Source organism: Pseudomonas khavaziana, from assembly GCF_019145205.1.
Classification (GTDB): Bacteria; Pseudomonadota; Gammaproteobacteria; order Pseudomonadales; family Pseudomonadaceae; genus Aquipseudomonas; species Aquipseudomonas khavaziana.
In genome coordinates this window covers 37,316-64,117 of sequence record NZ_JAHSTT010000017.1, presented here as the reverse complement: position 1 = coordinate 64,117, position 26,802 = coordinate 37,316, and the positions used below count along the sequence as shown (strand labels likewise).

Annotated in this window: 31 protein-coding genes and 2 tRNA genes; 22 read left to right on the top strand and 11 right to left on the bottom strand. The window is 57.8% G+C overall.

Features of this window, described 5'->3' with window-relative positions; translation table 11 throughout:
• The first annotated feature begins 181 nt into the window (after window positions 1-181).
• The 19 genes from KVH01_RS26790 to KVH01_RS26705 all read left to right on the top strand — a co-directional run bounded on the left by KVH01_RS26790 (window position 182) and on the right by KVH01_RS26705 (window position 14,531).
• A complete protein-coding gene (locus KVH01_RS26790; protein ID WP_217883518.1) occupies window positions 182-1,906 on the top strand; it encodes a tetratricopeptide repeat protein in 1,725 nt (574 codons plus the stop codon).
• Between the two features lie 4 nt (window positions 1,907-1,910).
• Window positions 1,911-2,528 carry a lipoprotein insertase outer membrane protein LolB gene (gene lolB, locus KVH01_RS26785; protein WP_217883517.1) on the top strand — a complete coding sequence of 206 codons (618 nt, stop codon included), beginning with the start codon at window positions 1,911-1,913 and terminating at the stop codon, window positions 2,526-2,528.
• 1 nt (window position 2,529) lies between these two features.
• Window positions 2,530-3,378, top strand: coding sequence for a 4-(cytidine 5'-diphospho)-2-C-methyl-D-erythritol kinase (gene ispE, locus KVH01_RS26780; RefSeq protein WP_217883516.1), 849 nt, complete (start codon window positions 2,530-2,532; stop codon window positions 3,376-3,378).
• A 37-nt stretch (window positions 3,379-3,415) separates the two neighbouring features.
• A tRNA-Gln gene (locus KVH01_RS26775) sits at window positions 3,416-3,490 on the top strand.
• A gap of 46 nt (window positions 3,491-3,536) precedes the next feature.
• Window positions 3,537-4,478, top strand: a complete 942-nt coding sequence (locus KVH01_RS26770; RefSeq protein ID WP_003208392.1) for a ribose-phosphate pyrophosphokinase — start codon at window positions 3,537-3,539, stop codon at window positions 4,476-4,478.
• Window positions 4,479-4,616: 138 nt separating this feature from the next.
• Window positions 4,617-5,222 carry a 50S ribosomal protein L25/general stress protein Ctc gene (locus tag KVH01_RS26765; protein ID WP_043049236.1) on the top strand — a complete coding sequence of 202 codons (606 nt, stop codon included), beginning with the start codon at window positions 4,617-4,619 and terminating at the stop codon, window positions 5,220-5,222.
• Between the two features lie 167 nt (window positions 5,223-5,389).
• Window positions 5,390-5,974 carry an aminoacyl-tRNA hydrolase gene (gene pth, locus KVH01_RS26760; RefSeq protein ID WP_217883515.1) on the top strand — a complete coding sequence of 195 codons (585 nt, stop codon included), beginning with the start codon at window positions 5,390-5,392 and terminating at the stop codon, window positions 5,972-5,974.
• A 22-nt stretch (window positions 5,975-5,996) separates the two neighbouring features.
• A complete protein-coding gene (gene ychF / locus KVH01_RS26755) occupies window positions 5,997-7,097 on the top strand; it encodes a redox-regulated ATPase YchF (protein ID WP_217883514.1) in 1,101 nt (366 codons plus the stop codon).
• A gap of 375 nt (window positions 7,098-7,472) precedes the next feature.
• Window positions 7,473-8,390: a sigma 54-interacting transcriptional regulator gene (locus KVH01_RS26750; RefSeq protein ID WP_217883513.1), complete on the top strand. Its 918-nt coding sequence runs from the start codon at window positions 7,473-7,475 to the stop codon at window positions 8,388-8,390.
• 186 nt (window positions 8,391-8,576) lie between these two features.
• A complete protein-coding gene (locus KVH01_RS26745) occupies window positions 8,577-8,756 on the top strand; it encodes a type III secretion effector protein (protein WP_217883512.1) in 180 nt (59 codons plus the stop codon).
• A gap of 52 nt (window positions 8,757-8,808) precedes the next feature.
• Entirely contained in the window at window positions 8,809-9,168 is a 360-nt protein-coding gene (locus KVH01_RS30135) for a hypothetical protein (RefSeq protein WP_225924384.1), read from the top strand.
• 6 nt (window positions 9,169-9,174) lie between these two features.
• Window positions 9,175-9,960, top strand: coding sequence for a type III secretion system inner membrane ring lipoprotein SctJ (gene sctJ / locus KVH01_RS26735; protein ID WP_217883511.1), 786 nt, complete (start codon window positions 9,175-9,177; stop codon window positions 9,958-9,960).
• Window positions 9,961-10,138: 178 nt separating this feature from the next.
• Window positions 10,139-10,495, top strand: a complete 357-nt coding sequence (locus KVH01_RS26730; RefSeq protein WP_225924383.1) for a type III secretion protein — start codon at window positions 10,139-10,141, stop codon at window positions 10,493-10,495.
• Between the two features lie 24 nt (window positions 10,496-10,519).
• Entirely contained in the window at window positions 10,520-11,092 is a 573-nt protein-coding gene (gene sctL, locus KVH01_RS26725) for a type III secretion system stator protein SctL (protein WP_217883509.1), read from the top strand.
• Between the two features lie 114 nt (window positions 11,093-11,206).
• Window positions 11,207-11,425, top strand: a complete 219-nt coding sequence (locus tag KVH01_RS26720; RefSeq protein ID WP_124399271.1) for a hypothetical protein — start codon at window positions 11,207-11,209, stop codon at window positions 11,423-11,425.
• A 1-nt stretch (window position 11,426) separates the two neighbouring features.
• Entirely contained in the window at window positions 11,427-11,816 is a 390-nt protein-coding gene (locus KVH01_RS26715; RefSeq protein ID WP_217883508.1) for a type III secretion system chaperone, read from the top strand.
• A 14-nt stretch (window positions 11,817-11,830) separates the two neighbouring features.
• On the top strand, window positions 11,831-13,969 hold the full coding sequence (sctC, locus tag KVH01_RS26710; protein ID WP_217883507.1) for a type III secretion system outer membrane ring subunit SctC: 2,139 nt from the start codon (window positions 11,831-11,833) through the stop codon (window positions 13,967-13,969).
• Window positions 13,966-14,169, top strand: a complete 204-nt coding sequence (gene hrpT, locus KVH01_RS30130; RefSeq protein WP_124399268.1) for an HrpT family type III secretion system protein — start codon at window positions 13,966-13,968, stop codon at window positions 14,167-14,169. Before sctC ends, hrpT begins: the two co-directional genes overlap by 4 nt.
• The gene (locus tag KVH01_RS26705) at window positions 14,166-14,531 is read left to right on the top strand and encodes a transcriptional regulator (protein WP_217883506.1); all 366 of its coding nucleotides are present in this window, start codon (window positions 14,166-14,168) and stop codon (window positions 14,529-14,531) included. Before hrpT ends, KVH01_RS26705 begins: the two co-directional genes overlap by 4 nt.
• Here KVH01_RS26705 and sctU read toward each other — a convergent pair whose 3' ends face one another.
• From sctU to sctW, 11 genes are read right to left on the bottom strand one after another with little or no spacing between them, the layout of a single operon-like run.
• Window positions 14,532-15,629: a type III secretion system export apparatus subunit SctU gene (sctU, locus tag KVH01_RS26700; protein WP_217883505.1), complete on the bottom strand. Its 1,098-nt coding sequence runs from the start codon at window positions 15,627-15,629 to the stop codon at window positions 14,532-14,534. It lies immediately after the preceding gene.
• Window positions 15,626-16,414 carry a type III secretion system export apparatus subunit SctT gene (gene sctT, locus KVH01_RS26695; protein WP_217883504.1) on the bottom strand — a complete coding sequence of 263 codons (789 nt, stop codon included), beginning with the start codon at window positions 16,412-16,414 and terminating at the stop codon, window positions 15,626-15,628. Before sctT ends, sctU begins: the two co-directional genes overlap by 4 nt.
• A 10-nt stretch (window positions 16,415-16,424) precedes the next feature.
• On the bottom strand, window positions 16,425-16,688 hold the full coding sequence (gene sctS / locus KVH01_RS26690; RefSeq protein ID WP_046070782.1) for a type III secretion system export apparatus subunit SctS: 264 nt from the start codon (window positions 16,686-16,688) through the stop codon (window positions 16,425-16,427).
• Window positions 16,689-16,695: 7 nt separating this feature from the next.
• Complete coding sequence (gene sctR, locus KVH01_RS26685) at window positions 16,696-17,352, bottom strand: type III secretion system export apparatus subunit SctR (protein WP_124399264.1); 657 nt, start codon at window positions 17,350-17,352, stop codon at window positions 16,696-16,698.
• Window positions 17,349-18,362 (bottom strand): FliM/FliN family flagellar motor switch protein, encoded by a 1,014-nt coding sequence (locus KVH01_RS26680; protein WP_217883503.1) that lies wholly within the window; start codon window positions 18,360-18,362, stop codon window positions 17,349-17,351. Before KVH01_RS26680 ends, sctR begins: the two co-directional genes overlap by 4 nt.
• Window positions 18,359-18,820: a type III secretion system HrpP C-terminal domain-containing protein gene (locus KVH01_RS26675; protein WP_217883502.1), complete on the bottom strand. Its 462-nt coding sequence runs from the start codon at window positions 18,818-18,820 to the stop codon at window positions 18,359-18,361. The genes KVH01_RS26680 and KVH01_RS26675 overlap by 4 nt, the downstream gene beginning before the upstream one ends.
• On the bottom strand, window positions 18,817-19,245 hold the full coding sequence (sctO, locus tag KVH01_RS26670; RefSeq protein WP_217883501.1) for a type III secretion system stalk subunit SctO: 429 nt from the start codon (window positions 19,243-19,245) through the stop codon (window positions 18,817-18,819). Before sctO ends, KVH01_RS26675 begins: the two co-directional genes overlap by 4 nt.
• Complete coding sequence (locus tag KVH01_RS26665) at window positions 19,232-20,590, bottom strand: FliI/YscN family ATPase (RefSeq protein ID WP_217883500.1); 1,359 nt, start codon at window positions 20,588-20,590, stop codon at window positions 19,232-19,234. Before KVH01_RS26665 ends, sctO begins: the two co-directional genes overlap by 14 nt.
• Window positions 20,587-21,492 carry an FHA domain-containing protein gene (locus KVH01_RS26660; protein ID WP_217883499.1) on the bottom strand — a complete coding sequence of 302 codons (906 nt, stop codon included), beginning with the start codon at window positions 21,490-21,492 and terminating at the stop codon, window positions 20,587-20,589. Before KVH01_RS26660 ends, KVH01_RS26665 begins: the two co-directional genes overlap by 4 nt.
• 31 nt (window positions 21,493-21,523) lie before the next feature.
• Window positions 21,524-23,617, bottom strand: coding sequence for a type III secretion system export apparatus subunit SctV (gene sctV / locus KVH01_RS26655; protein ID WP_217883498.1), 2,094 nt, complete (start codon window positions 23,615-23,617; stop codon window positions 21,524-21,526).
• Window positions 23,614-24,669, bottom strand: coding sequence for a type III secretion system gatekeeper subunit SctW (sctW, locus tag KVH01_RS26650; RefSeq protein WP_217883497.1), 1,056 nt, complete (start codon window positions 24,667-24,669; stop codon window positions 23,614-23,616). Before sctW ends, sctV begins: the two co-directional genes overlap by 4 nt.
• Window positions 24,670-24,933: 264 nt before the next feature.
• Here sctW and KVH01_RS26645 point away from each other — a divergent pair, with 264 nt between their 5' ends.
• From KVH01_RS26645 to KVH01_RS26635, 3 genes are all read left to right on the top strand, one after another.
• A complete protein-coding gene (locus KVH01_RS26645; RefSeq protein ID WP_124399256.1) occupies window positions 24,934-25,485 on the top strand; it encodes an RNA polymerase sigma factor in 552 nt (183 codons plus the stop codon).
• A 304-nt stretch (window positions 25,486-25,789) separates the two neighbouring features.
• Window positions 25,790-25,866, top strand: a tRNA-Met gene (locus KVH01_RS26640).
• 130 nt (window positions 25,867-25,996) lie between these two features.
• A complete protein-coding gene (locus KVH01_RS26635; RefSeq protein ID WP_217883496.1) occupies window positions 25,997-26,776 on the top strand; it encodes a PhzF family phenazine biosynthesis protein in 780 nt (259 codons plus the stop codon).
• The last annotated feature ends 26 nt before the right edge of the window (window positions 26,777-26,802 follow it).

The window sequence follows — 26,802 nt, the reverse complement described above, 5'->3', positions numbered from 1 at the left end:
CGTCAACGATAACGCGGTAAGCCTGACGCCCAGCGGCGCTCTCAGATTTTTCGCGAGCAAGCTCGCTCCTACAAAGGCAAGGCAAAAGGCAGCAATAGTCGTATTCCGAGTGCCCCGGTTATGTTTGGCCGAAGGCTTGTGTCATGATGATCCGACCGCAGGTTAGTCGTCCTCTTCCTATATGAATAGATCTTCCGCGTTGCTCCTTGCTTTTGTCTTCCTCAGCGGCTGCCAGGTCATGGCACCCGTGTCGCCGGACCCTACGCCGCCGGTAGAAGACAATACCCCCGCACCTGAAAAGCCCAAGGTTTATTCCTCGTTCAGTGAAGAAACGATCTACAGCCTGCTGACCGCTGAACTGGCCGGCCAGCGCAATCGTTTTGATATTGCGTTGGATAATTACGTGACCCAGGCCATCAACACCCAGGACCCAGGCATCTCCGAGCGAGCGTTTCGCATCGCCGAATACCTGGGCGCCGACCAAGCTGCGCTGGACACCTCGCTGATCTGGGCAAAAAACGCCCCGGACGACCTGGAAGCCCAACGTGCAGCTGCGGTGCAATTGGCACGTGCGGGCCGTTATGACGACTCCATGGTCTATATGGAGAAAGTCCTGCAGGGTAAGGGCGACACGCATTTCGACTTCCTCGCGCTGTCGGCCGCCGACACCGATCAGGACACGCGCAATGGCCTGATGAAAAGTTTCGACCGCCTGCTGCAAAAACACCCGAAGAACAGCCAGCTGGTGTTCGGCAAGGCCCTGCTGTTGCAACAGGACGACGAAGCCGACGCCGCGCTTAAGTTACTGGAGCAGAACCCACCGGAAGACGGCGAGATTGCGCCGATCCTGCTGCGCGCACGCCTGCTGCAAAACCTCAACCGCGGCAAGGAAGCGATTCCGCTGTTGGAAAAAAGCATCAAGAAATATCCGGACGACAAGCGCCTGCGCCTGACTTACGCACGCATGCTGGTAGAGCAGGACCGCATGGAGGACGCCAAAGTGCAGTTCGCCAACCTGGTCCAGCAATACCCGGACGACGACGAACTGCGTTATTCCCTGGCACTGGTGTGCCTGGAAGCCAAGGCCTGGGACGAGGCCAAGGGCTACCTGGAAGAACTGATTGAACGCGATAGCCACGTAGACTCGGCACACCTGAACCTCGGCCGCATCGCCGAAGAGCGCAACGACCCGCAGGCCGCCTTGCTGGAATACGCCCAGGTCGGACCCGGCAACGACTACCTGCCCGCCCAACTGCGCCAGGCCGACATCCTGATGAGCAACGGCCGCACCGACGAGGCGGAAAAACGCCTGGCTGCGGCCCGCGATGCCGAGCCGGACTACGCTATCCAGCTGTACCTGATCCAGGCCGAGACCTTGTCGGCCAACAAACAGGGCGAACGCGCCTGGAAGCTGCTGCAACAAGCCTTGCTGCAATACCCTGACGATTTGAACCTGCTGTATACCCGCGCCATGCAGGCGGAAAAACGCAATGACCTGGCCCAGTTGGAAAAAGACCTGCGCCTGATCATCAAGCGCGACCCGGACAACGCCATGGCACTCAATGCCCTGGGCTACACCTTGTCCGACCGCACCACGCGCTACGCCGAAGCCAAGGTATTGATCGAGCAGGCCCACCAGCTCAACCCGGAAGACCCGGCCGTACTCGACAGTCTGGGCTGGGTGAATTATCGCCTGGGCAACCTCGACGAGGCCGAGCGTTTGCTGCGCCAGGCACTGGAGCGTTTTCCCGATCAAGAAGTTGCCGCACACCTGGGCGAAGTGCTCTGGGCTAAAGGCAAGCAACGCGAAGCGCGACAAATCTGGGAAAAGTTCCTCAAGGAACAACCCGAAAGCCCCATCCTGCGCAGCACCATCAAGCGCCTGACCGGATCCGAGACCCTTTAAGCTTATGTTCTTGCGCCACATTATTGTTCTCAGCTTCATCGCCTTGCTCGCCGGTTGCGCGGGCATAGGCAGCCGCGAATCCGTTGAAGGCCAGGGCAGCCCTGCGCAATGGAAACAACACAAGGATCAGCTCAGCAGCATCGATGGCTGGCAGATCGAGGGCAAGGTCGGGGTTCGTGCGCCGAAAGACTCCGGCAGCGGCACCCTGTTCTGGCTGCAACGCCAGGACTATTACGACATTCGTCTCTCAGGCCCGCTGGGCCGGGGCGCGGCGCGCCTGACCGGCCGACCGGGGCAAGTGAGCCTGGAAGTGGCCAACCAGGGACGCTACGAAGCGACCTCCCCGGAAGAATTGTTGGAGCAGCAGATCGGCTGGAAACTGCCCGTCTCGCATCTGGTCTGGTGGGTGCGCGGGTTACCGGCGCCTGACAGCAAGAGTCGCCTGAGCCTCAACGGCGACAGCCGTCTGGCCACGCTGGAGCAGGATGGTTGGCAGGTGGAATACCTGAGCTACGTTGAACAGAAGGGTTATTGGCTGCCCGAACGCATCAAGCTGCACGGCACCGACCTGGACGTCACGCTGGTGATCAAGGACTGGCAACCGCGCAAGCTGGGGCAATAACGTGACTGAACGCCTGACCCTGCCCTCGCCAGCCAAACTCAATCTGATGCTGCACATCCTCGGGCGCCGTGAAGACGGCTACCACGAGTTGCAGACGCTGTTTCAATTCCTCGACTACGGCGATGAGCTGACCTTCGCCGTACGCGACGATGGAGTGATCCAGTTGCATACCGAATTCGAAGGTGTGCCCCACGACAGCAATCTGATTGTGAAGGCTGCGAAAAAACTTCAGCAACAATCTGGCACCTCGCTCGGCATCGATATCTGGATCGACAAGATTTTGCCCATGGGCGGGGGTATCGGCGGTGGCAGCTCAAATGCCGCGACCACATTGCTGGGCCTCAACCACCTGTGGCAACTGGGCTGGGACCACGACCGCCTGGCAGCAATGGGCCTCACACTGGGCGCCGACGTCCCGGTTTTCGTGCGTGGGCACGCCGCGTTTGCCGAAGGCGTGGGGGAGAAACTCACCCCTGTAGAGCCCGAAGAACCTTGGTATGTCGTGCTTGTGCCGCAAGTATCTGTAAGTACAGCAGAAATTTTTTCAGATCCGTTGTTGACACGTAACTCTTCTCCCATTAAAGTGCGCCCCGTTCCCAAGGGAAACAGTCGAAATGACTGCTTACCGGTTGTAGCAAGGCGTTATCCAGAAGTACGTAACGCTTTGAATTTGTTAGGTAAATTTACCGAAGCAAAATTAACCGGAACTGGAAGTTGTGTGTTTGGGGGCTTCCCAAGCAAAGCTGAAGCTGATAAAGTCTCGGCCCTTCTTACAGAGACCCTTACAGGGTTTGTAGCAAAGGGAAGCAACGTTTCGATGTTGCATCGCAAGCTGCAAAGTCTGCTCTAAAAGGAATCGAGTGCTGGGCACTCGTTGCAACAGATACAGGGGCGTCGCCAAGCGGTAAGGCAGCAGGTTTTGATCCTGCCATGCGTTGGTTCGAATCCAGCCGCCCCTGCCATTTTCTAATACTCATCCAGGTTACCCTCAGCCTCTAGGTACTGCGCGTGTCCAAGATGATGGTCTTTACGGGGAATGCCAACCCCGATCTGGCTCGACGTGTCGTACGTCAGCTGCATATCCCTCTCGGTGACATCTCTGTCGGTAAATTCTCCGACGGCGAAATTACAGCCGAGATCAATGAAAATGTCCGCGGTAAAGACGTCTTCATTATTCAGCCGACCTGCGCTCCGACCAACGATAACCTGATGGAACTCGTCGTGATGGCTGATGCCTTCCGCCGCTCCTCAGCGACTCGAATCACAGCTGTAATCCCTTACTTTGGTTATGCCCGTCAGGATCGCCGTCCGCGCTCCGCACGTGTGGCTATCAGCGCGAAAGTCGTTGCTGACATGCTGACCGTGGTGGGTATCGACCGTGTTCTCACGGTTGACCTGCACGCTGACCAAATCCAGGGGTTCTTCGATATTCCGGTAGATAACATCTACGGCTCCCCCGTCCTGGTGGATGACATCGAAGACCAGCGCTTTGAAAACCTGATGATCGTGTCCCCGGACATTGGCGGCGTCGTGCGTGCACGGGCTGTTGCCAAATCCCTGGGCGTGGACCTCGGAATCATCGACAAACGCCGTGAAAAAGCCAATCACTCTGAAGTGATGCATATCATCGGTGATGTCGAAGGGCGTACCTGTATTCTGGTTGATGACATGGTCGACACCGCCGGCACCCTGTGCCACGCGGCCAAAGCCTTGAAAGAGCACGGTGCGGCAAAAGTCTTCGCCTACTGCACGCACCCTGTGCTGTCGGGCCGAGCGATCGAGAACATCGAGAACTCTATGCTGGACGAACTGGTGGTGACTAACACCATCCCGTTGTCCGCTGCTGCTCAAGCCTGTTCGCGTATCCGTCAACTGGATATCGCACCGGTAGTTGCCGAGGCGGTCCGCCGCATCAGCAACGAAGAATCGATCAGCGCGATGTTCCGTTAAGGGTCAAACCTTCAGAGCACCTCACTGACGAAAAGCGCCCCGCCCCAACATTCTGTTGGGGCGGGGCTTTTTTGCCCATATCGCCTTTAGCGCTGGTCGCAAACGCTGGGGCGAATGTGGTTATTTTGGAGATACAACATGAACGATTTTACCCTGAATGCTGAAGTGCGTTCCGACCTGGGGAAAGGTGCGAGCCGCCGCCTGCGTCGTCTCGCAAGCCTGGTTCCAGCTGTAGTCTACGGTGGCGACAAAGCCCCTGAGTCCATCAGCATGCTGGCCAAAGAAGTAGCCAAACTGCTCGAAAACGATGCTGCCTACAGCCACGTTATCGAACTGAACGTTGGCGGCAAGAAGCAGAACGTTATCATCAAGGCCCTGCAGCGCCACCCTTCCAAGGGCCACGTACTGCACGCTGACTTTGTACGCGTTGTAGCCGGTCAGAAACTGACCGCTATCGTGCCTGTACACTTTGTTGGTGAAGAAGCTCCGGTCAAGAAAGGTGGCGTTGTTTCCCACACTGCTACCGAGCTGGAAGTAAGCTGCCTGCCGAAAGACCTGCCTGAATTCATCGAAGTCGACCTGTCGGCTGCTGAAATCGGCACCATCATCCACCTGTCCGACCTCAAAGCCCCTAAAGGCGTTGAGTTCGTTGCACTGGCTCACAACGACGACAAGGCTGTTGCCAGCGTCCACGCGCCACGTGTTGTAGCAGAAGATGAAGCCGGCGAAACCGCTGCTGAGTAATAGACTCTGCAACGAAGGAGCTTGAGGGAACATCGCGGACCGAAACGTAGCGAGAAAGCGGGCGATAACGCGAAGTTTATCTCTGGATAAGTGAGCTCCTGTCGTCCACTTTCGCCGCACGCCGGTGTAGCGATGTTATCCACAACTCCAAAGGAAGGGCCCCTGTCGTGACTGCCATCAAACTGATCGTTGGCCTGGGAAATCCAGGCGCCGAATACGAACAGACCCGGCATAACGCAGGGGCCCTTTTTGTTGAGCGCATCGCCCACGCCCAAGGCGTCAATCTTGTGGCCGATCGCAAATATTTCGGCCTGACCGGGCGCTTCTCGCACCAGGGTCAGGATGTTCGTCTGCTGATTCCCACCACCTACATGAATCGCAGCGGCCAGGCTGTCGCGGCGCTTGCGGGTTTCTTCCGGATCAAACCCGAAGAAATTCTGGTGGCCCATGACGAACTGGACCTGCCACCCGGGGTTGCCAAGCTCAAGCAAGGCGGCGGGCATGGTGGGCACAACGGCCTGCGCGACATCATCACGCAGTTGGGCAATCAGAATACTTTTTACCGTCTGCGGCTCGGCATTGGCCACCCAGGCGTTGCCAGTATGGTTTCAAATTTCGTCCTGGGTCGTGCGCCACGCGCCGAACAGGAAAAACTCGATGCCAGCATCGATTTTGCCCTCGGCGTGCTGCCGGATATCTTCGCCGGTGAATGGAACCGCGCGATGAAAAACCTGCACAGCCAGAAGGCCTGACTCTTACCCGAGGGGAAACACCATGGGATTCAATTGCGGCATCGTCGGCCTGCCCAACGTCGGCAAATCCACCCTGTTCAACGCCCTGACCAAGTCCGGTATTGCGGCGGAGAACTTCCCCTTCTGCACCATCGAACCCAACAGCGGTATCGTGCCGATGCCGGACCCACGCCTGGAGGCTTTGGCGGCAATCGTCAACCCCAAGCGCATCCTGCCGACCACCATGGAATTCGTCGACATCGCCGGTCTGGTTGCCGGCGCATCCAAAGGCGAAGGCCTTGGCAACAAGTTTCTGGCCAACATCCGCGAAACCGATGCCATCGCCCACGTGGTCCGCTGCTTTGAAGACGAAAACGTGATCCACGTCTCCAACAGCGTCGACCCGAAACGTGACATCGAGATCATCGACCTGGAACTGATCTTCGCCGACCTCGACAGCTGCGAGAAGCAGCTGCAGAAAGTCGCTCGCAACGCCAAGGGTGGTGACAAGGACGCCGTGGTCCAGAAGGGCCTGCTGGAGCAGTTGATCGCTCACTTCACCGAAGGCAAGCCGGCACGCAGCCTGATGAAGACCATGGGTACCGACGAGAAGGCCGTGATCAAGGGCTTCCACCTGCTGACCACCAAGCCAGTGATGTACATCGCCAACGTCGCCGAAGACGGCTTCGAGAACAACCCGCTGCTCGACGTGGTCAAGGTCATCGCCGAGGAAGAAGGCGCCATCGTCGTTCCGGTGTGCAACAAGATCGAAGCAGAAATCGCCGAGCTCGATGACGGCGAAGAAAAGGACATGTTCCTCGAGGCCCTGGGCCTGGAAGAGCCTGGCCTGAACCGCGTGATCCGTGCCGGCTACGAGATGCTCAACCTGCAGACCTACTTCACCGCCGGTGTCGAAGAAGTTCGCGCATGGACCGTCAAGGTCGGTGCTACTGCGCCACAGGCCGCCGGCGTGATCCATACCGACTTCGAAAAAGGCTTCATCCGCGCCGAAGTCATCGCCTATAACGACTTCATCCAGTACAAGGGTGAAGCCGGAACCAAGGAAGCCGGTAAATGGCGCCTTGAAGGCAAGGACTATATTGTCAAGGACGGCGACGTCATGCACTTCCGTTTCAACGTCTAAGCTCGCGCTCTAGACCCTGTACCGAACAAAAAAAGCCGATGCATTGCATTGGCTTTTTTGTGGCTGCTTGTTTCAGTATTCGGACCATGTACAAATTCAGCTTATGAAAAAAACACTCAGCTAGAGCCCAAAAACAACTTACCCACCTAATCCTTCCGCCTTTAAGTTTTGTCCTACGCCAAACACACTATAACTACCAAAAAAAACACTTGAATAAAACATCGTACTGAAATAGCTGATGATTTTCGCGTTACCTTTTCAGCTTTTTCACATTAACAGGCACGATGACTTTTTTGATTATTTAGGCTCTACTTGCTCCACGCCAACAGCGTTCTATCAACAGTGAAGTGATAGCGATAGTGGAGCAACTGGACTATGTCAGCTTCGTACACAATAACAAATGAGACATACCTCCCCTCCGTTGAAGCCTTGGACATCGAGCGTACACTTAAGAATACGGCCGCGCTCGATATCGATATTTTGTTGCTGGGAGAAACCGGTACCGGCAAGGATACCCTGGCCCAACGGGTCCATCGTTTGTCGGGGCGACGAGGTCATTTTGTTGCGGTGAACTGCGCCGCTATTCCGGAAAGCCTTGCAGAGAGCCAACTATTCGGCGTCAACAGCGGCGCCTACACGGGAGCCGTGCAGTCACGTGCGGGCTTTATCGAAGCGGCACATTTGGGCACCTTGTATCTGGATGAAATCGACAGCATGCCGCTTTCCATGCAAGCCAAGCTGCTACGTGTGCTGGAGTCACGAGGCGTCGAGCGGCTGGGTTCCACCCGATTCATACCGGTGGACATGCGAGTCATCGCCTCTGCGCAGCAATCCCTGCAGGAGATGGTCGAGCAAGGGAAGTTCAGACGCGACCTGTATTTTCGCCTGAGCGTGGTGAACATCAATCTACCGCCACTGCGCAACCGCCGTGACCGAATCGTCCCGATGTTCCTGAGTATGATTCAAGAGGAAGCCGAGCACTACAAGTGCCTGGCCCCAAACCCTTGCAGCGAGCTGGTTCAACAGTTGCTGTGCCACCCTTGGCTGGGAAATGTACGTGAACTGCGCTCCACCGCTAAACGTTTCGTACTGGGACTGGCGCCGCTATCAGGCTCCCCCTCCAACGCCACGAACGAGCCAACGAACCTGAAAGAGCGCCTGCAGCAGATCGAGAAGGCTCTGATTGAAGAGTCTTTGCGTCGCCATTCCTACTGTGTGGACGAGGTGGCGGCAGAGTTGGGCATGGCGAAGCGAACGCTCTACTATCGGATGAAACAGTTAGAAATACAGTAGCCGAACTGTCCAGCCGATATTCACCGAAGAAACCTCCAGATACATCCTCCAAGTAAACACCGGAACCATTTTCGAGCCTGAACCACATAAGTACGAGCCTGATATATTTAGTGCCTATTGGAAGTACCAATATTGCAACTAGAAAAACACGCTCACCTTTCATTCCTTAACTAGTGGAGTTTCACTATGGGCAATGTTTCTGGCGTCAGTGCAAGTACCTACCAACCCCCTATGGAAAGCTTCGGCGGAGGAGAAAACGAAGACCTTAAAAAAGAAAGGAAAGCAGCGGCCCGCGAATCTTTGAAGGATAGCATCGAGGCTTTCAAGATCACCGAGCAGAAAAAAAACATCGACGCAATACGTTAAAACGCTTGACCGCCCTTTTCATTAAAAGGGCGGTTTTCCCCAAGAGGTCTATATGAAAATAGAAGTCGACGTATTACGCGAATATCAAAGCGGCCTGACAACCCGTAGGTCCCCTACCCCGCCTACGCCCCAAGGCGAAGACGTGAGCTTTTTCAGCTCGCAATTGGAACCCTCGATGCAACGGGTTAGCGCCGCGCCGACATCGAATGCCCTGACCGACGCTTTGCAGCATCTGGACAAGGCGAAAAGTGGCATGAGCAAAGGCCTCAAGGACTTCAACAATGAGTTCAAGGAAAAAAATCGACTCAATTATGCCTCCCATCTTTCAGACTCCGTCCTGCTGACCCAAACCCTGGTGAAGTGCGTCGGCAAGGGCGCGCAATGCCTCGAAAAAGTCAGCAACCTGCAGTAGGAAAAAATGATTCGTTTTCTCTCGATCGGACTCGTTCTCTCGCTGTCGCTGATACTGGGCGGCTGCAGTGAAAGTGTCGAACTGCATCGCCAACTGTCCGAACAAGACGCCAATGAAGTCATCGCGGAACTGGCTGACAAACACATACGCGCACAAAAAGTGCCTGCCAAGGACGGTGTGGTGATCCGGGTCAATGTAGCCGACATCAGCCGCGCCGTTCGCACGCTTGAAGCCGTAGGGCTGCCCAAGGTCGCCCGCGCCACAATGGGAGATACTTTCCGCAAGGAAGGCGTCATCTCCACGCCGCTGGAAGAACGTGCCAGGTACATCTACGCCCTGTCCCAGGAGCTGGAGGCGACCCTGTCAAACATCGATGGCGTCATCGTCGCTCGCGTGCACGTCGTGCTGCCCGAACGCGTGGCTCCCGGTGAGCCCGTCCAACCTGCTTCCGCCTCGGTGTTCATCAAGCATGACCCGCGATTGGAGCCCGACAGTATCAGGGCCCGTGTACGCAGGATGGTAGCCAGCAGCATTCCCGGCATGAGCACTGCATTGGATAACGCGCAAAAGCTCACGGTCGTTTTCGTGCCGGCTTCGGTCTATCAGGAACAACAACGATTGATCTATTTCGGCCCTTTCCTGATCCCTGAGGAGGACGTCGGTTTTTGGCGCACCAGTGTCGGCCTATTGATTGCCGGCGCGATACTGACGCTGGTCGCTGTGCTGTTTTGGCGTATCAGAGTCCAACGGTCAAGGCCAGCTGTAGCCCCGGCTCAACTGTCGAATGAGTGATCACCTGGCTTGGGCACAATGGTGGGCCAACCCCTGGCAGTCTTCGCACCCGGACGCAACCAGCGCCCACGTCTATGACGCAGTGCTGCCCTTGTGTCGCAGCCGGCCCGGGCTGGCATGTGCCGCCTTGGGCATAGAGCCGTGCCTGCCTCCTGCCCCCTGTGCAACGGTGCTTGGATTGGCACTGGCATCACCGGAGCAGATTGATCTGGCGGTCGCGCTACTGGACTTAACGTGCCATCCCAACCTCCACAGCCCCCTGTGCGACGAACACCGCAAGTGGTGCGAGCGCCTTGCCAAGGCGCTGCACCCCGAGGCCTTGCTGCAACCGGACGATGATCCACTGCAACTGCTGCGGGCCTGGGTCAAACCAGCTGTATGGCAGCGTCTTCGGTTGCGCCTGGCCCCCGATCGTGTGCAGTCAATTGAAAGGACATACCTGTCACTTGACGACGCCCATGGCCGGCTCAATACGCTTTGGCAAGCGATTGCCTGGCGTATTGCCGCGACGAATAGCGAAGTCACGCATCATTAACCGCAACAAATCAGAGCCGTGTCCATGCTGACCCTACGCAAAATTGAGCTGCACAACGGTGCCCCCGGGCAGCCAAAGGTTTTGATCACCCGGCAGATGCTTGCCGATTGCTCACGGCACGGGCAGATACTGGGTAGCGCCCAGGCCCAAGCCGAAGAACTCTTGCGCCAGGCGGCCGAACATCGCGAAGAACTGCTTGAACAGGCCAGTCTCGACTTCTGGTCACGTGCCAACGCGCAACTCAGCGCCTGGGAGCGCCAGCGCCAGGAGATGTGCGACAACCTCGAGCACTACGCCACGTCCATCGCCAACCAAGCCTTCCACTGCCTGTTGGAGGAAGTGCCTCAGCCCCAACGCCTTTCGGCATTGATCAAACAGCTGGTAGCGACGCAAATCCCCCCGATCAAGGCAACGCTGGTTTGCCACCCCCTTGAGCACGATCACATCGCCCAAGCCCTGGCCAAGCTGAACGTTACGCTTTGGAGGCTTCGCCCTGATGAACAGGTCAAACCTCAAACATTGCTGTTGGAAACAGACGAAGGCGACTTTCGCATCGACTGGGCATCGATGCGCGAAATTTTGTTGGCGAGCGCGTAGGAAACATCAACGAAACGGCAGTGAAGGCAGCGATATCTTTAAAAAACATGTCCGCCGATGGAACTGGTAGCAAACAACCCGCCACACAGTTCAGACACATCTGGAGTAAAACTCATGGACTTCTACGGAAACCTGAACGCTCACCTGTTGAAACAGGTTCAATCTGATACCAAGCGTGTGAATACTGCCTATAAAGACACGGAAGCGTTCGATGGCGACATCGAATATTTCAGCGATCTCGTGAAACAACAGAAACTCTCCATCATCGCTTTCAACGAACAAGTTCGCTCCAGGCATACGCTGCTCAAGACAGCTCTGGATGGTGTGCAGTAAGTTGCACGCACTCATTGGCGGCTGGTTGAACGGCCAAGAAGAGCAGCTCACATTGTTCGAGAATGACGACGAAATCAACTTTCGGCGTGTCTCGAACAAACTGCTGATAGAGGTCCAGTTGACAAAGGCGGGCGCGGACAACGCCTCGCTACGGACTTGGATGCGCCTGGGGGGCCCCAGCCTGAGCTATTTTCACGGTGCTCTGGCGCAGTCACCCTTCACCGGTGCTCTTTGGCTTGTTCAATGTGTGGAGATGGGCCACGGCGAACAGCCCGTGAAGTGCCTCGAATCCCTTCTTAACCAACGCGACACTTGGCGCGCCATCGTTGCGCGCCAGGCCCGGCCTGCACGCGCATTCGTTCCCACGTCACTGCGCTCGATACCGCACTAACAAGAGACCTTCCCATGCCTGATAAAATCGACAAGCACAAATGCTTGCGCCCTCACCTATCTACTACCACACGTCGCGCCGCCTGGGGCTGGCTCATCATGCTACCCGGATGGCTGCTGCCGTTGGACAACACATTGGCCGCCATTCCGCCCGAATGGAAAAACACTGCCTACGCTTATGAAGCACAGCATAAGCCCGTACGCGAAGTGCTGGAGGATTTTGCCCAGACATTTGGCACGCAACTTCAAGTTGAGGGTCTGCTCGAAGGTAACGTCAATGGCAAGATACGCGCCAATACGCCGCAGTCATTGCTCGACCGGCTTGGGGTCGAGCACCGTTTCCAATGGTACATGTACAACAACACACTCTATGTCAGCACCCTCGACCAGCAAGAGTCCGCGCGCCTGGAGGTCTCGTCCGAGACCATTTCCGATCTCAAGCAGGCGCTCACCGACATAGGCCTGCTCGACAGTCGGTTCGGCTGGGGCGAGTTGCCGGAGGACGGTGTCGTGCTGGTCTCCGGCCCCAAGGTTTATATCGAACAGATCAAGCGATTCAGCAGCCAGCGCCGTTCCGCGGATGAAAAACAGAGCGTGTTGAGCTATCCGCTCAAATTCGCCAGCGCGGCGGATCGCCAGATGGAATACCGTAACGAAAAAATCATCATCCCTGGTGTAGCCACCATGCTCCGCGGGTTGCTGGAGCCGCGCTCACCCTCGACATCTTCGGCGCAGGCACAACGTTCCACCACCCAGCCCCCTTTCGTTACCCCGCTGGCTCCACGCCTGAACAACCCGTTGTTGGGGCAAATGCTCGGGTCGTCCGCGACAAACGGGGTGAACGGCTCGCCCGATGCAGGCATCTCAATCACCCCGCGGGCCCCCGTCAGCCCAGCCCGTATCCGCGTCGAAGCCGACTTACGCAATAACGCCATCCTGATTTATGACGTGCCGGAACGGCAGGCGATGTACCGAGAGCTAATTACCCAACTCGATGTGGCGCGTAAACTGGTCGAAATCGATGCGATCATCCTCGATATCGAGCGCACGCAACTACGCGAATTCGGGGTGAAGTGGGGCTTTCAGAACAGTCGCTTCAGTGGCGGAGCCGATGTGGCTCCCGGCAACACTCAGTTGACCATTAGAAACCGTGACCGCTTCGAGGCTGACATACGCGCACTGGAGGCCAAGGGCCTGGCAACCATGGTGTCCAATCCGTCAGTGCTGACGCTGGAAAACCAGCCAGCAGTGATCGATTTCAACCGAACCCAATACCTGTCTCGCGGCAGGGAAAACGCAACGATTCTACCGATTACCGTAGGGACCAGCTTCCAGGTAGTGCCACGCGTGATTACTAGCCGTGGAGGCCACCAAATCCAGCTGCTGGTAGATATCGAGGACGGTAACTTCGAAGAAGCCAACCCCACCCCCGACAGCTTCGATGTGCGCCGAGGCAAGGTCAGCACCCAGGCCATCATGGCGGAAAAACGCTCACTGGTAGTCGGCGGTTTCCATGTCACCGAAAGCACGGACAGACTCAGCAAGGTACCGCTGCTGGGTGATATCCCGCTATTAGGCAAGGCACTGTTTTCCTCGACTGAACGACAGAACAATCGACGTGAACGCTTGTTCATCCTCACGCCCCGCGTCATTGGCGACCAGGCCGACCCGTCACGCTACCTGCCGCAAGCCGACCAGGTCGAATTGCAGGCCGCTCTCGCGCCACTGGTCAGGCGCTATGACCCTCACCAGCCGGTGATCAAGCGCAGTGACATTATCAGCACCCTGGCGCACTTGGTCAGCGGTGAGGTGCCCAAGGCCTTCAAGGCAGCGCCGATGCCCCTGGGGCTGAACACCCTATGCAGCACTCGCAACTTGCTGGCGCTGAACACCGAACGCAGCCAGTGGTATACCGGCTCGCAGTACAACGTGGCAGTGGTCGTGCTGCGCAACCAGTTCAATCGCAATGTGCGCATCGACGAAAAGGAATGCAGTAATGCACAAACCCTGGCCGTCAGTGTCTGGCCACGGGCCTGGCTCAAGCCAGGCGAAGAAGCAGAAGTGTTCATCGCCATGCGCCCGGTGGTGAAGGATGAACACCTCAGCGTGCCCCGCCCCTCTCTGATCACTCCAACCCAGAAGGCTAAGCCATGAAACACCGCTTGCTATACGCCTCACTGATCGGCGCGGCACTGCTCGTCGTCGGCTGTACGCCCACCTGCAAGGGCGACTCCTGCTCACGCCCCCAATCGACCGAGGATAAGCTGGTGATCTGGTGGCCGCCGCAAATGCGCGTCGAACCCGGCCCCGCGGGGGAACGGGCGGACTATCAGACAGTGTCACTGGAACGATGAGCGCTCAAGGAATGCCGGACGATCAGCGCCAGGTCTTCCTCGACAGCCTGGTGGGCGGCTCTGCCGCTCACCTGACACTCGCTCCAGGCGTGACAGTCAGTGGCATGCAGGCCGGAGCCTGCCAAGGACTGGCCCTGCACGTGACACGCGAAACATTGCGACCGTTACAATTACAGCAGGTGCTGGAGCGTCGTTTCGAGCAAGCCGTGACATTCGATGGTTGCTTCATCTACATCGACGCGCAGGACGCCCTGGTGATCTGGCATGCGCTGCCCCCGCAGCGCACCCTGTTCGACAGGATCCTCAGCCGAATGTTGTCGCTGGCCAGCCTTGTAACCCTGGATGCACGCACCCCGCGCTAGTCAACGTAGATCAAGCTCTGGCAACTCCAGGGTCTCACGCTTGGCTTCATCATCAAGCTCGCGCAAGGTACGGTAGATCAACGCCACGGCTTGCAAGGTTTCGCGAGGAATATTCGCCCCCAGCTTCTTCGTATACAGCGTACGCGCCAGCCAGACGCACTGGATCACGGGAACATCCGCCCTCTTGGCCCGGGCGATCAACGCACGGGCGTTATCATCGGTCCCTTTCTCCACCAACAAAGGCAACGGCGTTTCGCCGGCACGGTAATACAAAGCCACGGCAAAGTGCGTCGGGTTGACCACCAGCATGTCGGACTCCTCCAGCTTGGGCAGCTTGACCTTCGGCTCCTCCTGGGCCAATTGCTGTGCCAAGGCGCGGCGTTGTCCCTTCACATGCGGGTCGCCTTCCATATCCTTGTACTCTTTGACGACTTCCACTTGAGTCATGCGCATGCGCTTGGCAAAGAAGTACTTCTGCATGGTCAGGTCAATAAGTGCCAGCACCAGCAATAACCCCAGGCAGGCATGCAGCAAATGGCGGAATAAAGCGATCAACGCCAGGATATAGCTTTGCAGGTCGCTGGTGGCCAGGTTGATCAATACTCCCAGTGAAGGCCAGATCACCACGTACAGGATCAGGCCCAGGAGCGTCGCCTTGATCACACTCATCAACAGGTTCATCAGTGACTGTACAGAGAACATTTGCTTGAGTTGATTGAGCGGATTGAGACGGTTGAAATCGAGCTTCAGGGTGTCCGGGGCGAACAGGATCCCAAACTGCATCCAACTGCTGACCAGCTTCGTAATAATCGCCACCCCGGCCATCAGCAGCGCGAATGAAAAAAACATCATCACGCCTTCAACCATCACTTCTTCCAGCGCCTGCGGGAAAGGCAGGGTCGAGCGTGAAATCGGCAGCAACATCAACTGCTGAAAACGTTGCAGGCTGGTCTCGGCGGTGAACAAGGCGATCTCAGTGATGGCCGTCAGCACCAGCAGCTTACCCACATCCTGACTTTGGGCGACCTGCCCTTTCTTACGCTGATCACGCAGTTTCTTGGCTGACGCGGGGTGCTTTTTTTCCCCTGAATCACTCATGGTACCGAGACCTTGAACATTACTCCCAGGGAGTGCTTGAGGTCGGTGAGCGAGCCCATGCGCCCGACGATCAGGTCCTGTAACAACGCAAAATACAGCAACAGGATACCAATACCCGCCAGGCACTTGAGGGGCGGCGCCAACGTACTCACCTGTAATTGCTGACTGTAGACCCCAAGCAGCGCAATGCCGAATTCCAACAACAGCAGTACCGCAACGAAGGGGGCGGCATAGAGCACCATGTGCGTAAAGGTGTCCCCGAGCAGGTCGACAAATGTACTGAACCCCTCGGCAGCGGGCAGCGGAAACCACACCGTCGGTGGCCACACCAGGTAGCTGTCCCAGATCACTTGGGTCAACGCTCCCAGCCCCAGGCTGGCCATCAACAGAAAGATCGCCAGTTGCTTGAACAAGTGCCCGACCGGCGTTGCATCCGGCCCCAACGAGGGGTTGAGCTGGCCGCCGGCCAAGGCGCCACGCTGGTTATCCAACAGCGCACCAACCGACTCGAACATCCAAAACGGCATCGACAGCAATACGCCGAGCAAAATCCCCAAGGCCAGCTCTTTCAGAACCAGCCCACCAAGCAGCAGCGCAGAGAGTTCCTGGCCCTCCAGCATCGCATGAACAGCCGGCGCCGGCAGCAGTGCCATGACCATCACGATGGTGTGCCGGGGCATGCCTCGTATATGTTGGAAACAGAATGCCGCCACGAGAAAGGCACAGGGGTAGATACGCGCCATGGCGACCAGCAAGCTGGGCAAATACTCAAGATAAAGCAGCACAGGCGAAACCTCAGTGCAGGGCCGAGCGACCGATCATGTCGAAGGTCACGTTCATCAACTGGACCAATTCCACACCGATCCAGCGACCCGTCATGATCAAAGTGATACCCACTGCCACCAGCTTGATACCGAAAGGCAGCGTCTGGTCCTGCACTTGCATCAGCGCCTGGACCAGGGATGTCATGACCCCTACCACCACCGCCACAATCAGCGGCGGCGCCGTCAACATAACCACCAGCAGCATGCCCTGCTTGAACAGTACGATCGGTTCCATAAGCCACTCAGAGATAGGAAAGGAACAGGCTGTCGAGCAATCGCGACCACCCGGAAACCATCACGAACAAGAGCAATTTGAGCGGCAGGGAAATGGTCATCGGCGACACCATTTGCATACCCAGCGCGAGCAGGAGATTGGAGACGATCAGGTCAATCACGATAAAAGGGATATAGATCAGAAAGCCAATTTCAAACCCCGCCTGCAACTGTGACAGTACAAAGGCCGGCACCAGCAGGATCAGGTCCTCACGCTGGACTTCCTGCGCCATCTGCGCCGGCCACATGCGTGCGGAGTTCTCCAGCAGGTGGGTCAGAATATCCGGGTCAATATTGCGCAACATGAACGTGCGCAACGGTTTGATCGCCTCCGTCCCCGTCTGTTGAAGGGCGCTCACGCTGGTCAGGTCCAGGGGCGAAACCTTGACGATCTCGGCCATCTCGTAACCCACAGGCGCCATGATGAACAGGGTGGCCGCCAGCGCAATGCCGTTGATCGCCATCCCCGGAGGCACCTGCTGCACACCGATGGCGTTGCGGGTGATCATCAACACAATCACGATCTTCAGGAACGCGGTGCAGACGACCAACAACATGGGCATCAACGACAACGCCCCGAGAAATATTGCCAGGACGACCGGATCTATTCCCTGGAAACTAGTCATCGAGAAAAAATCACGCGAGACATCTGCAGCCCCAGCCGCCCGTCCACTTCAACCAACTGGCCCAGGCCGAGAGGGCGGTCTCCGTAATAGAGTCCGGCTGTGCCAGGGGCGTACCCGGAGACACCCAACACCGCGCCTGGTGCAAGATTACGTAATTCGCCGAGCGTCAGATTCAACGTACCGCAACGCACATTGAGCGCCATGCTCAATTCATCGAAGGGTTCATGCCCGAACACATCCGTAACCGCCGTCTCATCCTCATGCCCTGAGTAGGGCTGTGCTGCAAAATCCTCGTCCACAAGCATGTCCTCGAAAGAAGTAAGGGTCAGGCGCATCGGCCCGGATTCGGCGTCAATCCAGCCCACCAGGCGCCGTTTGCCAACCTGTACGTGACCAGTTCCCGACGCACTGAAAAAGGCCTGTTCAAGCACAAGCACGTCACCGGCCCGCACACTGCGCAGCTGGTGCATGGGCAATTGCAGGCGCCCCAGCGTCACATCAATGGCCAGTTGAAACTGCGTCGGCATTGGCTTGGCCATGGAACGCCAAGGCCCCGCCTGGCATAACGCCAGAAAGCTATCGACAGATAGCCACAGGTAGCCGACAACACGGGACGCACCGAGCGTCACGCAGAATCGGCAACCAAAGTTCAAGGGGCGGGTGCCCGGCAGCAAACGCAAATGACCAAACAGCGCCTGCACCTGGGGGCTCAGATGATGCTGGAACAAGGCCCAGAACCAGGCATCCGGATCGTTGCCGGCCTGCGCCAGTGTCACCGGGCATTCCCCCATCAAACTGAACTGCGGTCCCGGCTCACTGAAGGCCAACACCCCGCAGGCGGTTTCAAAACAGAGCGGCTGGACGCCCACAGGGGCGGCACCAGGCTCCATTTTCAACTCGCCACTTGAACCGGCGACCTCGAACGGCATACTCATCCCGTGTCCCAACCGCTGCCGGGCGATCGCGATATCGGCCTTGAATGCAGGAAATATCAGAGGTGGCAGCATCATGCCTGCGCCGAACTGGCCAAGTGCAAACTGACGGGCTGACCCAGGCTCGCAGCCAGCCGCCGCTCACATTGTTGGCGTACACCACTGAGCCAGCGCGCCGAAGCGTCTTGTTCCGCGTCAAGCTCTACGCTCCAGCTGCCTTGCTCTCGACGAATATCGGCATTGATTCGCCCAAGGCGTCCGAGGTGAAAGACCGCCAGCAATGGCCACTGCGAACCGACGAGCATTCGCGGCGCCAACTGCTCGGTCAACGCCTCGATCATGGCGACATCGCCCGACGCTTTGATCCCGTTCAGAGAAGCTCCGTATCCGCCCCCGCCCTGACCGTCATCGTCAAACAACTGGCTAAACAGTCGCCGTTGCTCCCAAGGCACCAAGGCAGTGAACTCGGGGACACGTTCATCACGAGGCTCGCGCGGGCGCTGACGTTCAGGTGTAGTCACTGAAACTTGTTTCATATCGGCTCCTGCCGCAGTAAATCAGACAGCTCTTGAATTTTTTCCACTTGGCGCAAGCATAAGGTGACCTGCTTTTGCGCCTGGTCGACCTGCACCACTTGCGCTTGCTGCTGCCCTTGCAGCCGTAGCAATTGGTGTTCTTCGCGCTGCGTGCCCGCCGACAATTCCTGCTCCTTGGCGCTCCAGTTCTTCAGCGCCTTGAACGTCACCACCTGCCCCTGGTACTCGCTCAATAGTTGCGCACATTGCCGGACCTCTTCCTGGCGAGTCCGCTCGAGCGCCTCCTGCATTTCGCGGATGTGCGCGACCAGCGCTTGCTGAGTCCGTTTTGCTTCGCGCAGCGCACGCTCCGCGCGATCGGCACGATGGCGGCGCAGACGCCGCAAGGTATCAATTTCACCCGATATAACTTCAGAATGGGACATGGGCAGTCAGCTTAGTCAGTTGGTCCATGGTGACGGCTAGCGGTGAAGGTTCTCGCAAGTCCTGGCGCAGAAACCCGTCCACTGCCTGCCGGCTATCGACTGCCAGGTCGGTGAGCGCATCGTTGCCAGACTGATACTCTCCCAACTTGAGCATCAGCTCGATCTGCTGGTAGGCCGACAGCAGGCGCCGCAACGCCGTACCGGCTCGGATATCCGCGGGATCAGCGACATTGCTTAGAATCCGCGAAAGACTGGCCAGAACGTCGACCGCCGGGTAGTGGCCGCGCTCGGCCAACTTGCGTGACAGGACGATATGACCATCGAGCAGCGAGCGAACTTCATCCGCCACGGGATCGTTCATGGAGTCCTGTTCGATCAGCACCGTGTAAATAGCCGTGATCACACCTTCGCGGGTCAACCCGGCGCGCTCCACCAACCGCGGCAACAAGCTGTAGACCGACGGCGGCAAACCACCGCGCCCCAAGGGTTCACCGGCAGCCAGGCCGATTTCGCGTTGCGCCCTGGCGAAGCGGGTCAGGGAGTCGATCAGCAACAACACCCGCTGACCCTTGCGCCGGAAACCCTCGGCCAGCGCGGTTGCCGTGAACGCGGCACGCGCGCGCTCCATGCTTGAACGGTCAGAGGTTGCGCATACCAACACCGCCTTGGCCCGCAACTGTTCATCCAGCTCGTGATCGAGAAACTCGCGCAATTCCCGGCCCCGCTCACCAATCAGACCGAACACGATCACATCGCATTCCACGTTACGGGCGATCTCGGCCAACAAGGTGGTCTTGCCGCAACCGGCACCGGCGAACAGCCCGACACGCTGGCCCTCCCCCAGCGTCATCAGCCCATCAATCGAGCGCACGCCAGTGGCCAGTGCGCGGTTGATCCGCGGCCGTTCCGTAGGCAGGGGCGCCTCGCACAACACCGGGGTCGCATCGGGTACGTCCGCTTCAACGAACGCGCCGGCACCATCCCCCGCAATCGGGCGACCAAAACCATCCAGCACCTGTCCCAACAACTCATCACCGACCCGTACCTGGTGTGGCACCCCCAGCCGCTCAACGCTGGCACCTACGCGCACGCCTTCCAGATTGCCCAGGGCACTGAGCACCGCATCGCGCTGATCGAACCCGATAATCTCGGCCAGCATGTAGTCACCTGGTGTTTTCTCGACCTGGCACAGATCACCGATACGGGCCTGCGGCAATCGGCATTGCAGCAGCATGCCATTCACGCGCTGGATGCGTCCGCGCATCGTGACCGGGGCGAAGCTGCTCAGCGCCTGGGATTGGTTCAATTGCCAAGCCTCCAGGCGCTCCTGCAACGCCCCGTTCACCAGCCCACCTCATAACGTTGCTCGCCGTCGAACACCACTTTGCTGTTGTCGATTAATACCAGGCGCAGGCCATCCACTTCATCGCCCACAAACAGCCGGGTTCCCTCTTCCAGTACCACATGGCCGTTCGGGCCACCGACAATCTGCAAGATCTTGAACGGCAACGTGCCGTCGCGGACCCGCACGCGACTGATCACCGGCACGACGGTATCGAACTGCTCGGCAAAACGGTCGAGCATGCGCGCGATCAGTTCGACTTCTTCCTGGGAAACGACACCATTGAGGGCTATCTGGTCATTGACAATCTGCAAGTTGACACGCTGGAGCAGCTCACGCTCGGTGAGCATCTTCATTAGCTGCTGGCGCACCTCGGAGGGCGAGTCCAACCCTGGTTTCTGAATCACTCCCGGCATCAGCGATGCCTGAGCCTCGCGCTCGCCACTGAAGATAATACCGGCCGCCATGATGATCACGGCGCATAACAGAAGCAGGCTGACCAAGCCTTTTTGCTGCGTCGACGAAATGGACGATAGGGTCAATGGCAACGGGGTCTGGGACTCAGGCTCCGCTACCTGCCTGTCCTGCTTGGGTGCCGGAGCTTGCAGCCAGGGCTGATCGGCCTGGCTGACACACAAGCGGACACTACCAATTACAAACGCAGTGTTGAGCGCCAGATCCCCGATCTGCGCCAACAGTTGCCCATCGCTGCCTTTCAGCAGCCCAGCTTCGGCCTGCACCGACCACCGGCCTTCGGCCAACAGCAGACGCGCGTGATGTTCGGCTATACCAGGATCATCCAGCAAAAGATCAGCATCCGCGTGGGCGCCAAGGCTCCATCGCTCGCCAAACAATGGCAGCGCAGCCCCTTGATGCAAACCGTCCAACACCCGGAGCTCGAACATCAGTACATCCCCCCATACTCTAGCGATGTGTTCATGCCAACGTCCCGTGCATCAACTCGTCCTGGCTGAGATCAAAACGCCCCAGCACCTTGACCTTGGAGTTGCTCCCCAGCTCGGCGAACGACAGCACCGGCACATGGTTGAATTCCTCAAGCAACAAGGTCCGCAAGGGGCTGCGCAGGTCTTGCGCCACCAACATCACGCTTTTAGTTTTGGCTCGGGCACTGAAGGCCTGGTTGAGCAGGCTGACCAGCGCCGCGCTGCTGTCGCTGTCGAGTGCAAAGAACACCCCTGTCTGGGTTTGGCGAAGAGCCTCGCGCAGGGTGTTTTCGGTTTGCGGCGATAACAACCAGGCGTGCAGGCCATCGGCCTCGCTGTACTGGTGAAAGATCTGCGACTTGAGGGCAATGCGCGCATAGTCGGCCAGCGCTTCCGGCTCGCGCTCATGCTGGCCGTATTCGATCAGCGACTCGACAATGAGCCTCACGGCGCGCAGTGGAACCCCTTCGCTGGCCAAGCGTTGCAACACCGCCGAAAAGCGCGATATCGGCATGATGCGTTGCAGTTCCTGCACCAACTCAGGTTGATTGTGTTCAAGCCAACTGAGGATTGCCTTGCTCTCCTGGATCCCCAGGAACTGTGGCCCGCTGAGCATCATCGCCTGCTTCATGCGCTCGACGATCAAGCTTGTCGCACTGAAACGCTCCAACTGCGAGTCATCGAGCAATGGGTCATCCGGTGGCAGCCAGAGCCAGTCCTGTTCATTGCGCTCGGCCAATCCCGGTACACCATGCTCAGGCTCAACCGTAAGCGCAGAGCGAGCCACGGCCACTCGCTGAACCACCGACGCCTTGACCATAGGCACTTCATGCACGCAGAAGCGCATTTCATCGTCGGCCAGTGAGTCATCAATCTCGACCTCAAACGGCGGCAATGTCAGGCCGATATTGGCAACCAGGGAGTTTCGCACCTGGCGGATCCCATGAATGAGGTCCGTCACCTCAGGGGTACCCCGCAAGGCCGAGGGAAACTGCAACAGATAAGGCCGGGACGGATCAAACCCGCGAAGATCCTCCCTGCCGTTTTCTTCGGGCCGCGGCGCCTCAACAGCTTCGGCTTCTGGCTGCGCTTGCCTACGGCGCCGACGGTCGAGGTAATAACCCAGGGCGCCTGTCATCATCGAGATCAGGATAAACACCAGGGTCGGCATGCCAGGCACGATCGCAAACACCAGCATCGCCACCGATGCGATCATCCAGCTCCTGGGTTCGCTGGTCATTTGCCGGGCGATTTCAGCCCCCATGTTCGTGACGCCCTTGTGCCTGTCCGGTGCCACACGGGTAATGATCATGCCGGCGGTCAGGGAGATCAGCAGCGCGGGAATCTGCGCAATCAAGCCGTCACCAATAGTCAATACCGAATACAGCGCCATCGAATCGCCAGCGCTCAATCCGTGCTGGAACATCCCCGTGGAAAACCCACCCAGCAGGTTGACCACCACAATGATCAACCCAGCGATAGCGTCGCCCTTGACGAACTTCATGGCGCCATCCATCGCGCCGAACAATTGGCTCTCGCGAGACAACTGTTCACGCTTGTCGCGCGCTTGCTCGCCGTCGATCAAACCGGCACGCAAGTCACTGTCGATGGACATCTGTTTGCCCGGCATAGCGTCCAGGCTGAAGCGTGCCGCCACTTCGGCAACCCGCTCGGAGCCCTTGGTGATAACCAGGAAGTTGACCAAAGTCAGGATCAGGAAGATGACCATACCCACCGCCAGGTTACCGCCTACCACGAAGTTGCCGAAGGCCTCGACGATATCGCCGGCGTCCTGTTCAAGCAGGATCAAGCGCGTCGTGGCGATCGACAACGCCAGGCGAAACATGGTGGTCAGCAACAGAATCGACGGGAAGGAAGAGAACGCCAAAGGGCCGGGCAAGTACAGCGCCAGCATGATCAACAGACAGGAAATACAGATATTCAGCGCAATCAGGATGTCCACCAGCCAGGTGGGCAGCGGTACGATGAAAATGAACACAATCGCCATGATCACCACGGCGCCCAAGACCTCGGCACGCTGCGCCAGCTTGAGCAGTACGCCATTGATACTGGACAGCACGTTCACGCCAGAATGCTCGAGTCGGTCAAGCGAGGGGTCATGCCTTCTTGACGAGCAAGCTCATCCATCACCAACAGGAAATTATGCAGCGCCTCTTGGCGAGACCGACTATCCGGCCATAGCGCCAGCGGCAGGCTTTGAAACAGCGGGTAAAGCATATTCAGAGACACCAGCGTGGACGTGTTGCCTTCCATGTCTTCGGCCAGGCGCATCACTTCATTTGAGGCAATGCCGGTGCTGGCGTAACCCAGCAGGCGCTGCAGCAGGTTTACCGCATGCAGCTCAGTCGCCAGGTTCTGGGTGAAGTCACGGCAGCTGCACAATACCCCGCTTAATGCCCCGCAACTACGCAGCCCCACCAACAGGGTGCGCAACATTGCCGTAGGCAGAGACGAAACATGGGCCGCGATGTCGGCGGTCAAGGCACTGGCCATCACATTCAGCCCATGGGCAAAACGGTCGTCGCCGTAAACGCCCAGCAGGGCCTGCATCATGCTCGCCAAGGATTGGCGCGTCACCACACTGGCGTAATAGAGCGCGCGCAACGCCTGGCGCTCCTGAGGATCGCCACCGGCCTGCTGCAAGGCCACGGCGATATTCAGGCCTGCCTGGATCTGCCCTTTGAAGCGGATTTCTAACTTGGCAATGGCATCCCGCGCCAGGGCAGCTTCGGACTTGCGCGCTTCAGAATCGGCCTGCTCCAACACCGATTTGAGTACCACAAAGGTACGGGCCGGGTCACCGCCTGTGGATTCCAGCAATGTTTCTACGCTGGGCTGCATCAGCAATTGCAGCCTGATCCGTCGCGCAATCGCCGAAAAACTTTCCTGGGCCGGATGACCCAGCTGCTCATACAACTGCGCGAACGCCTGGACCGGGGGCACACGCACCCCGATTTTGCGTTTGTCCAACGTGCGGCTGTTGGGTTCTACCTCCTGGCTGAATTGCAGAAAAAGCTCATCAACACCTTTGCTCGGCTCAGGCTTGGCGGCCGGGCTAAAGGTGTTCAGTTCCAATCGCGGAGTCGTTGACACTTCGTTGGTAGATTCGACTTTCATGGGCAGGCCAGTACAGGAAGAGATTGTCCCTGTGTGGCAGAGCCCGGACAGATGGTTCCATCGAAATCCGGTCCACCGATAGCGTGAAAAAATCTGCACGAGCCTCTGATGCCTTTTGCAAACTGCTGCACAAAATCGCCACCAACATAAAGTATTTATTCATATAAAACAGCTAGTTAGTAGCAGATTCTCCGTTGGCACAGGCGGTGCAAAAGAGGTAGCCGTCGAAATCATTTCGACAGCGTCTACCTTAAGGAAAACATCATGAATATCCCTATTGGAGCTTTAGCTCACCTTGTTGGCAGCTCGCCTCAATTCATGCTTCACCTGACAGACGACCAACAGAAAAAACTCCGTCGCTTCATTCACAAACGCGTGCTCAACCCGGAAGATGCGGATGACCTTCTACAACTGACTTACTTGGAGGCCTGGCGCAATCGCGAGCGCTTCAGTGGCACTGCAACGCTCAGCACCTGGATGTGCGGCATTGCGCAGAACCTGATCCGCAATCACTTTCGACGCTTGTATGCCAAGCCCGCGCATTGCGAGTTCGATGAGTCGCTGTGGCACGGCCAGGAAGAAAACAACAGTCTGGACTGGGAGTTTGAGATCAATCGTCGCCTGGAAAACACCTTGAGCGCTATTGATCACTTGCCGACCGAGATGCGCAAAACGTTATATGCCTCACTGGAGACCGATGGCAGCTACCAAGATACCGCCGACGTATTGGACATACCTATCGGCACCGTTCGCTCACGCCTGTCCCGGGCACGTGAGCAACTCAAGCGGGTCACGCACAACACAATGCCTCAGTAACCTGGTTTAACCGGTCAAGCGTTGGGCGACAGGGATATCTGCCCAACATCGTCAGGCCAGGCGCATTGCCGAACGAGCCAAAGCGTATCCGGCGCGGCCTCGGCAGCGACCAACACGATCCATGCCGCCTCCACGGATAATCAGAGCCGTGCCTGTAGAGAATTGGATTGACGAATGAGAGGCGCGCCCCCCTGCCGCCCGTCGCCAAAAGCGGCGCTTTCCTTTAAACAGTTGAAAGCGTAGAAAAATTTTCTATAAAAAGGCTTGACGCATTGCCGTTCCAGGCGAATAATGCGCGCCACTTGGCTACATAGCTCAGTTGGTTAGAGCATAGCATTCATAATGCTGGGGTCCGGGGTTCAAGTCCCTGTGTAGCCACCAAGTACTAAAAACGGCTTACCGAAAGGTAGGCCGTTTTTTATGCGTGCAAAAAAATTCCCCAACTGTGTTTTGACGCTCCACCACCCCACTGTTAGTGTCCAGCCTCTCTTCACACACGGAGTGCCTCACGGTGAAACTGGATATCTACCAGGTCGACGCCTTCAGCCAACACCCCTTCGGCGGCAACCCAGCGGCGGTGTGCCCGCTCACCGAATGGCTGCCCGATGAGCAACTGCAGAATATCGCTGCGGAAAATAACCTCTCCGAAACCGCATTCTTCGTCCCCCGTGGCGACTTCTATGAGTTGCGCTGGCTCACGCCCGAGGTCGAGGTGGACCTGTGCGGCCACGCCACGTTGGCGGCGGCATGGGTATTGATCCATAAGCTGGCCGATGCACCCGAAGTGCTTCGTTTTGCCACCCGCAGCGGCGAGTTGCGGGTGACACGCAATGGCGATGAATTGGCGATGGATTTCCCGGCCAAACAGCCTGAGTGCTGCGAGCCACCGAGCGGAATGTTGAGTGCGTTGGGAATTGAAAATGCCGAGGTGTTTGGCACCGATGACTACATCGTGCTGGTGGAAGATGAAGCGCAGGTGGCGGCGCTCACGCCGGATTTCGCACGACTTAAGGGCCTGCCTAAACGCGGGATTGCAGTCACCGCCAAAAGCACTCGGTTTGACTTTGTCTCGCGCTGGTTCGGGCCGAATGTTGGGGTCAATGAAGACCCGGTCACCGGCTCGGCGCACACCTCGTTGGCACCGTTCTGGGCCGAGCGCCTGGGTAAATCGCAGTTGACCGCCGAGCAAGGCGGCCAGCGCAAGGGCCAGTTGCGTTGTGAACTTAAGGGTGAGCGCGTGATTATTTCCGGTAAGGCCGTGCTGTATATGCAAGGCACGATTTATCTGTAAAAAGCAGTTCCCCAAGGACAACAGAC

Coding starts and splice junctions, on each gene's coding strand:
- hrpT (WP_124399268.1), top strand. CDS start 13,966: ATGAAACACCGCTTGCTATACGCCTCACTGATCGGCGCGGCACTGCTC.
- KVH01_RS26750 (WP_217883513.1), top strand. CDS start 7,473: ATGTCAGCTTCGTACACAATAACAAATGAGACATACCTCCCCTCCGTT.
- KVH01_RS26645 (WP_124399256.1), top strand. CDS start 24,934: ATGAATATCCCTATTGGAGCTTTAGCTCACCTTGTTGGCAGCTCGCCT.
- lolB (WP_217883517.1), top strand. CDS start 1,911: ATGTTCTTGCGCCACATTATTGTTCTCAGCTTCATCGCCTTGCTCGCC.
- KVH01_RS26680 (WP_217883503.1), bottom strand. CDS start 18,362: ATGATGCTGCCACCTCTGATATTTCCTGCATTCAAGGCCGATATCGCG.
- KVH01_RS26745 (WP_217883512.1), top strand. CDS start 8,577: ATGGGCAATGTTTCTGGCGTCAGTGCAAGTACCTACCAACCCCCTATG.
- sctC (WP_217883507.1), top strand. CDS start 11,831: ATGCCTGATAAAATCGACAAGCACAAATGCTTGCGCCCTCACCTATCT.
- KVH01_RS26720 (WP_124399271.1), top strand. CDS start 11,207: ATGGACTTCTACGGAAACCTGAACGCTCACCTGTTGAAACAGGTTCAA.
- sctR (WP_124399264.1), bottom strand. CDS start 17,352: ATGACTAGTTTCCAGGGAATAGATCCGGTCGTCCTGGCAATATTTCTC.
- ychF (WP_217883514.1), top strand. CDS start 5,997: ATGGGATTCAATTGCGGCATCGTCGGCCTGCCCAACGTCGGCAAATCC.
- sctJ (WP_217883511.1), top strand. CDS start 9,175: ATGATTCGTTTTCTCTCGATCGGACTCGTTCTCTCGCTGTCGCTGATA.
- sctL (WP_217883509.1), top strand. CDS start 10,520: ATGCTGACCCTACGCAAAATTGAGCTGCACAACGGTGCCCCCGGGCAG.
- sctW (WP_217883497.1), bottom strand. CDS start 24,669: ATGAAAGTCGAATCTACCAACGAAGTGTCAACGACTCCGCGATTGGAA.
- sctS (WP_046070782.1), bottom strand. CDS start 16,688: ATGGAACCGATCGTACTGTTCAAGCAGGGCATGCTGCTGGTGGTTATG.
- KVH01_RS26765 (WP_043049236.1), top strand. CDS start 4,617: ATGAACGATTTTACCCTGAATGCTGAAGTGCGTTCCGACCTGGGGAAA.
- sctU (WP_217883505.1), bottom strand. CDS start 15,629: ATGAGTGATTCAGGGGAAAAAAAGCACCCCGCGTCAGCCAAGAAACTG.
- KVH01_RS26790 (WP_217883518.1), top strand. CDS start 182: ATGAATAGATCTTCCGCGTTGCTCCTTGCTTTTGTCTTCCTCAGCGGC.
- KVH01_RS30135 (WP_225924384.1), top strand. CDS start 8,809: ATGAAAATAGAAGTCGACGTATTACGCGAATATCAAAGCGGCCTGACA.
- KVH01_RS26675 (WP_217883502.1), bottom strand. CDS start 18,820: ATGAAACAAGTTTCAGTGACTACACCTGAACGTCAGCGCCCGCGCGAG.
- KVH01_RS26705 (WP_217883506.1), top strand. CDS start 14,166: ATGAGCGCTCAAGGAATGCCGGACGATCAGCGCCAGGTCTTCCTCGAC.
- sctO (WP_217883501.1), bottom strand. CDS start 19,245: ATGTCCCATTCTGAAGTTATATCGGGTGAAATTGATACCTTGCGGCGT.
- KVH01_RS26660 (WP_217883499.1), bottom strand. CDS start 21,492: ATGTTCGAGCTCCGGGTGTTGGACGGTTTGCATCAAGGGGCTGCGCTG.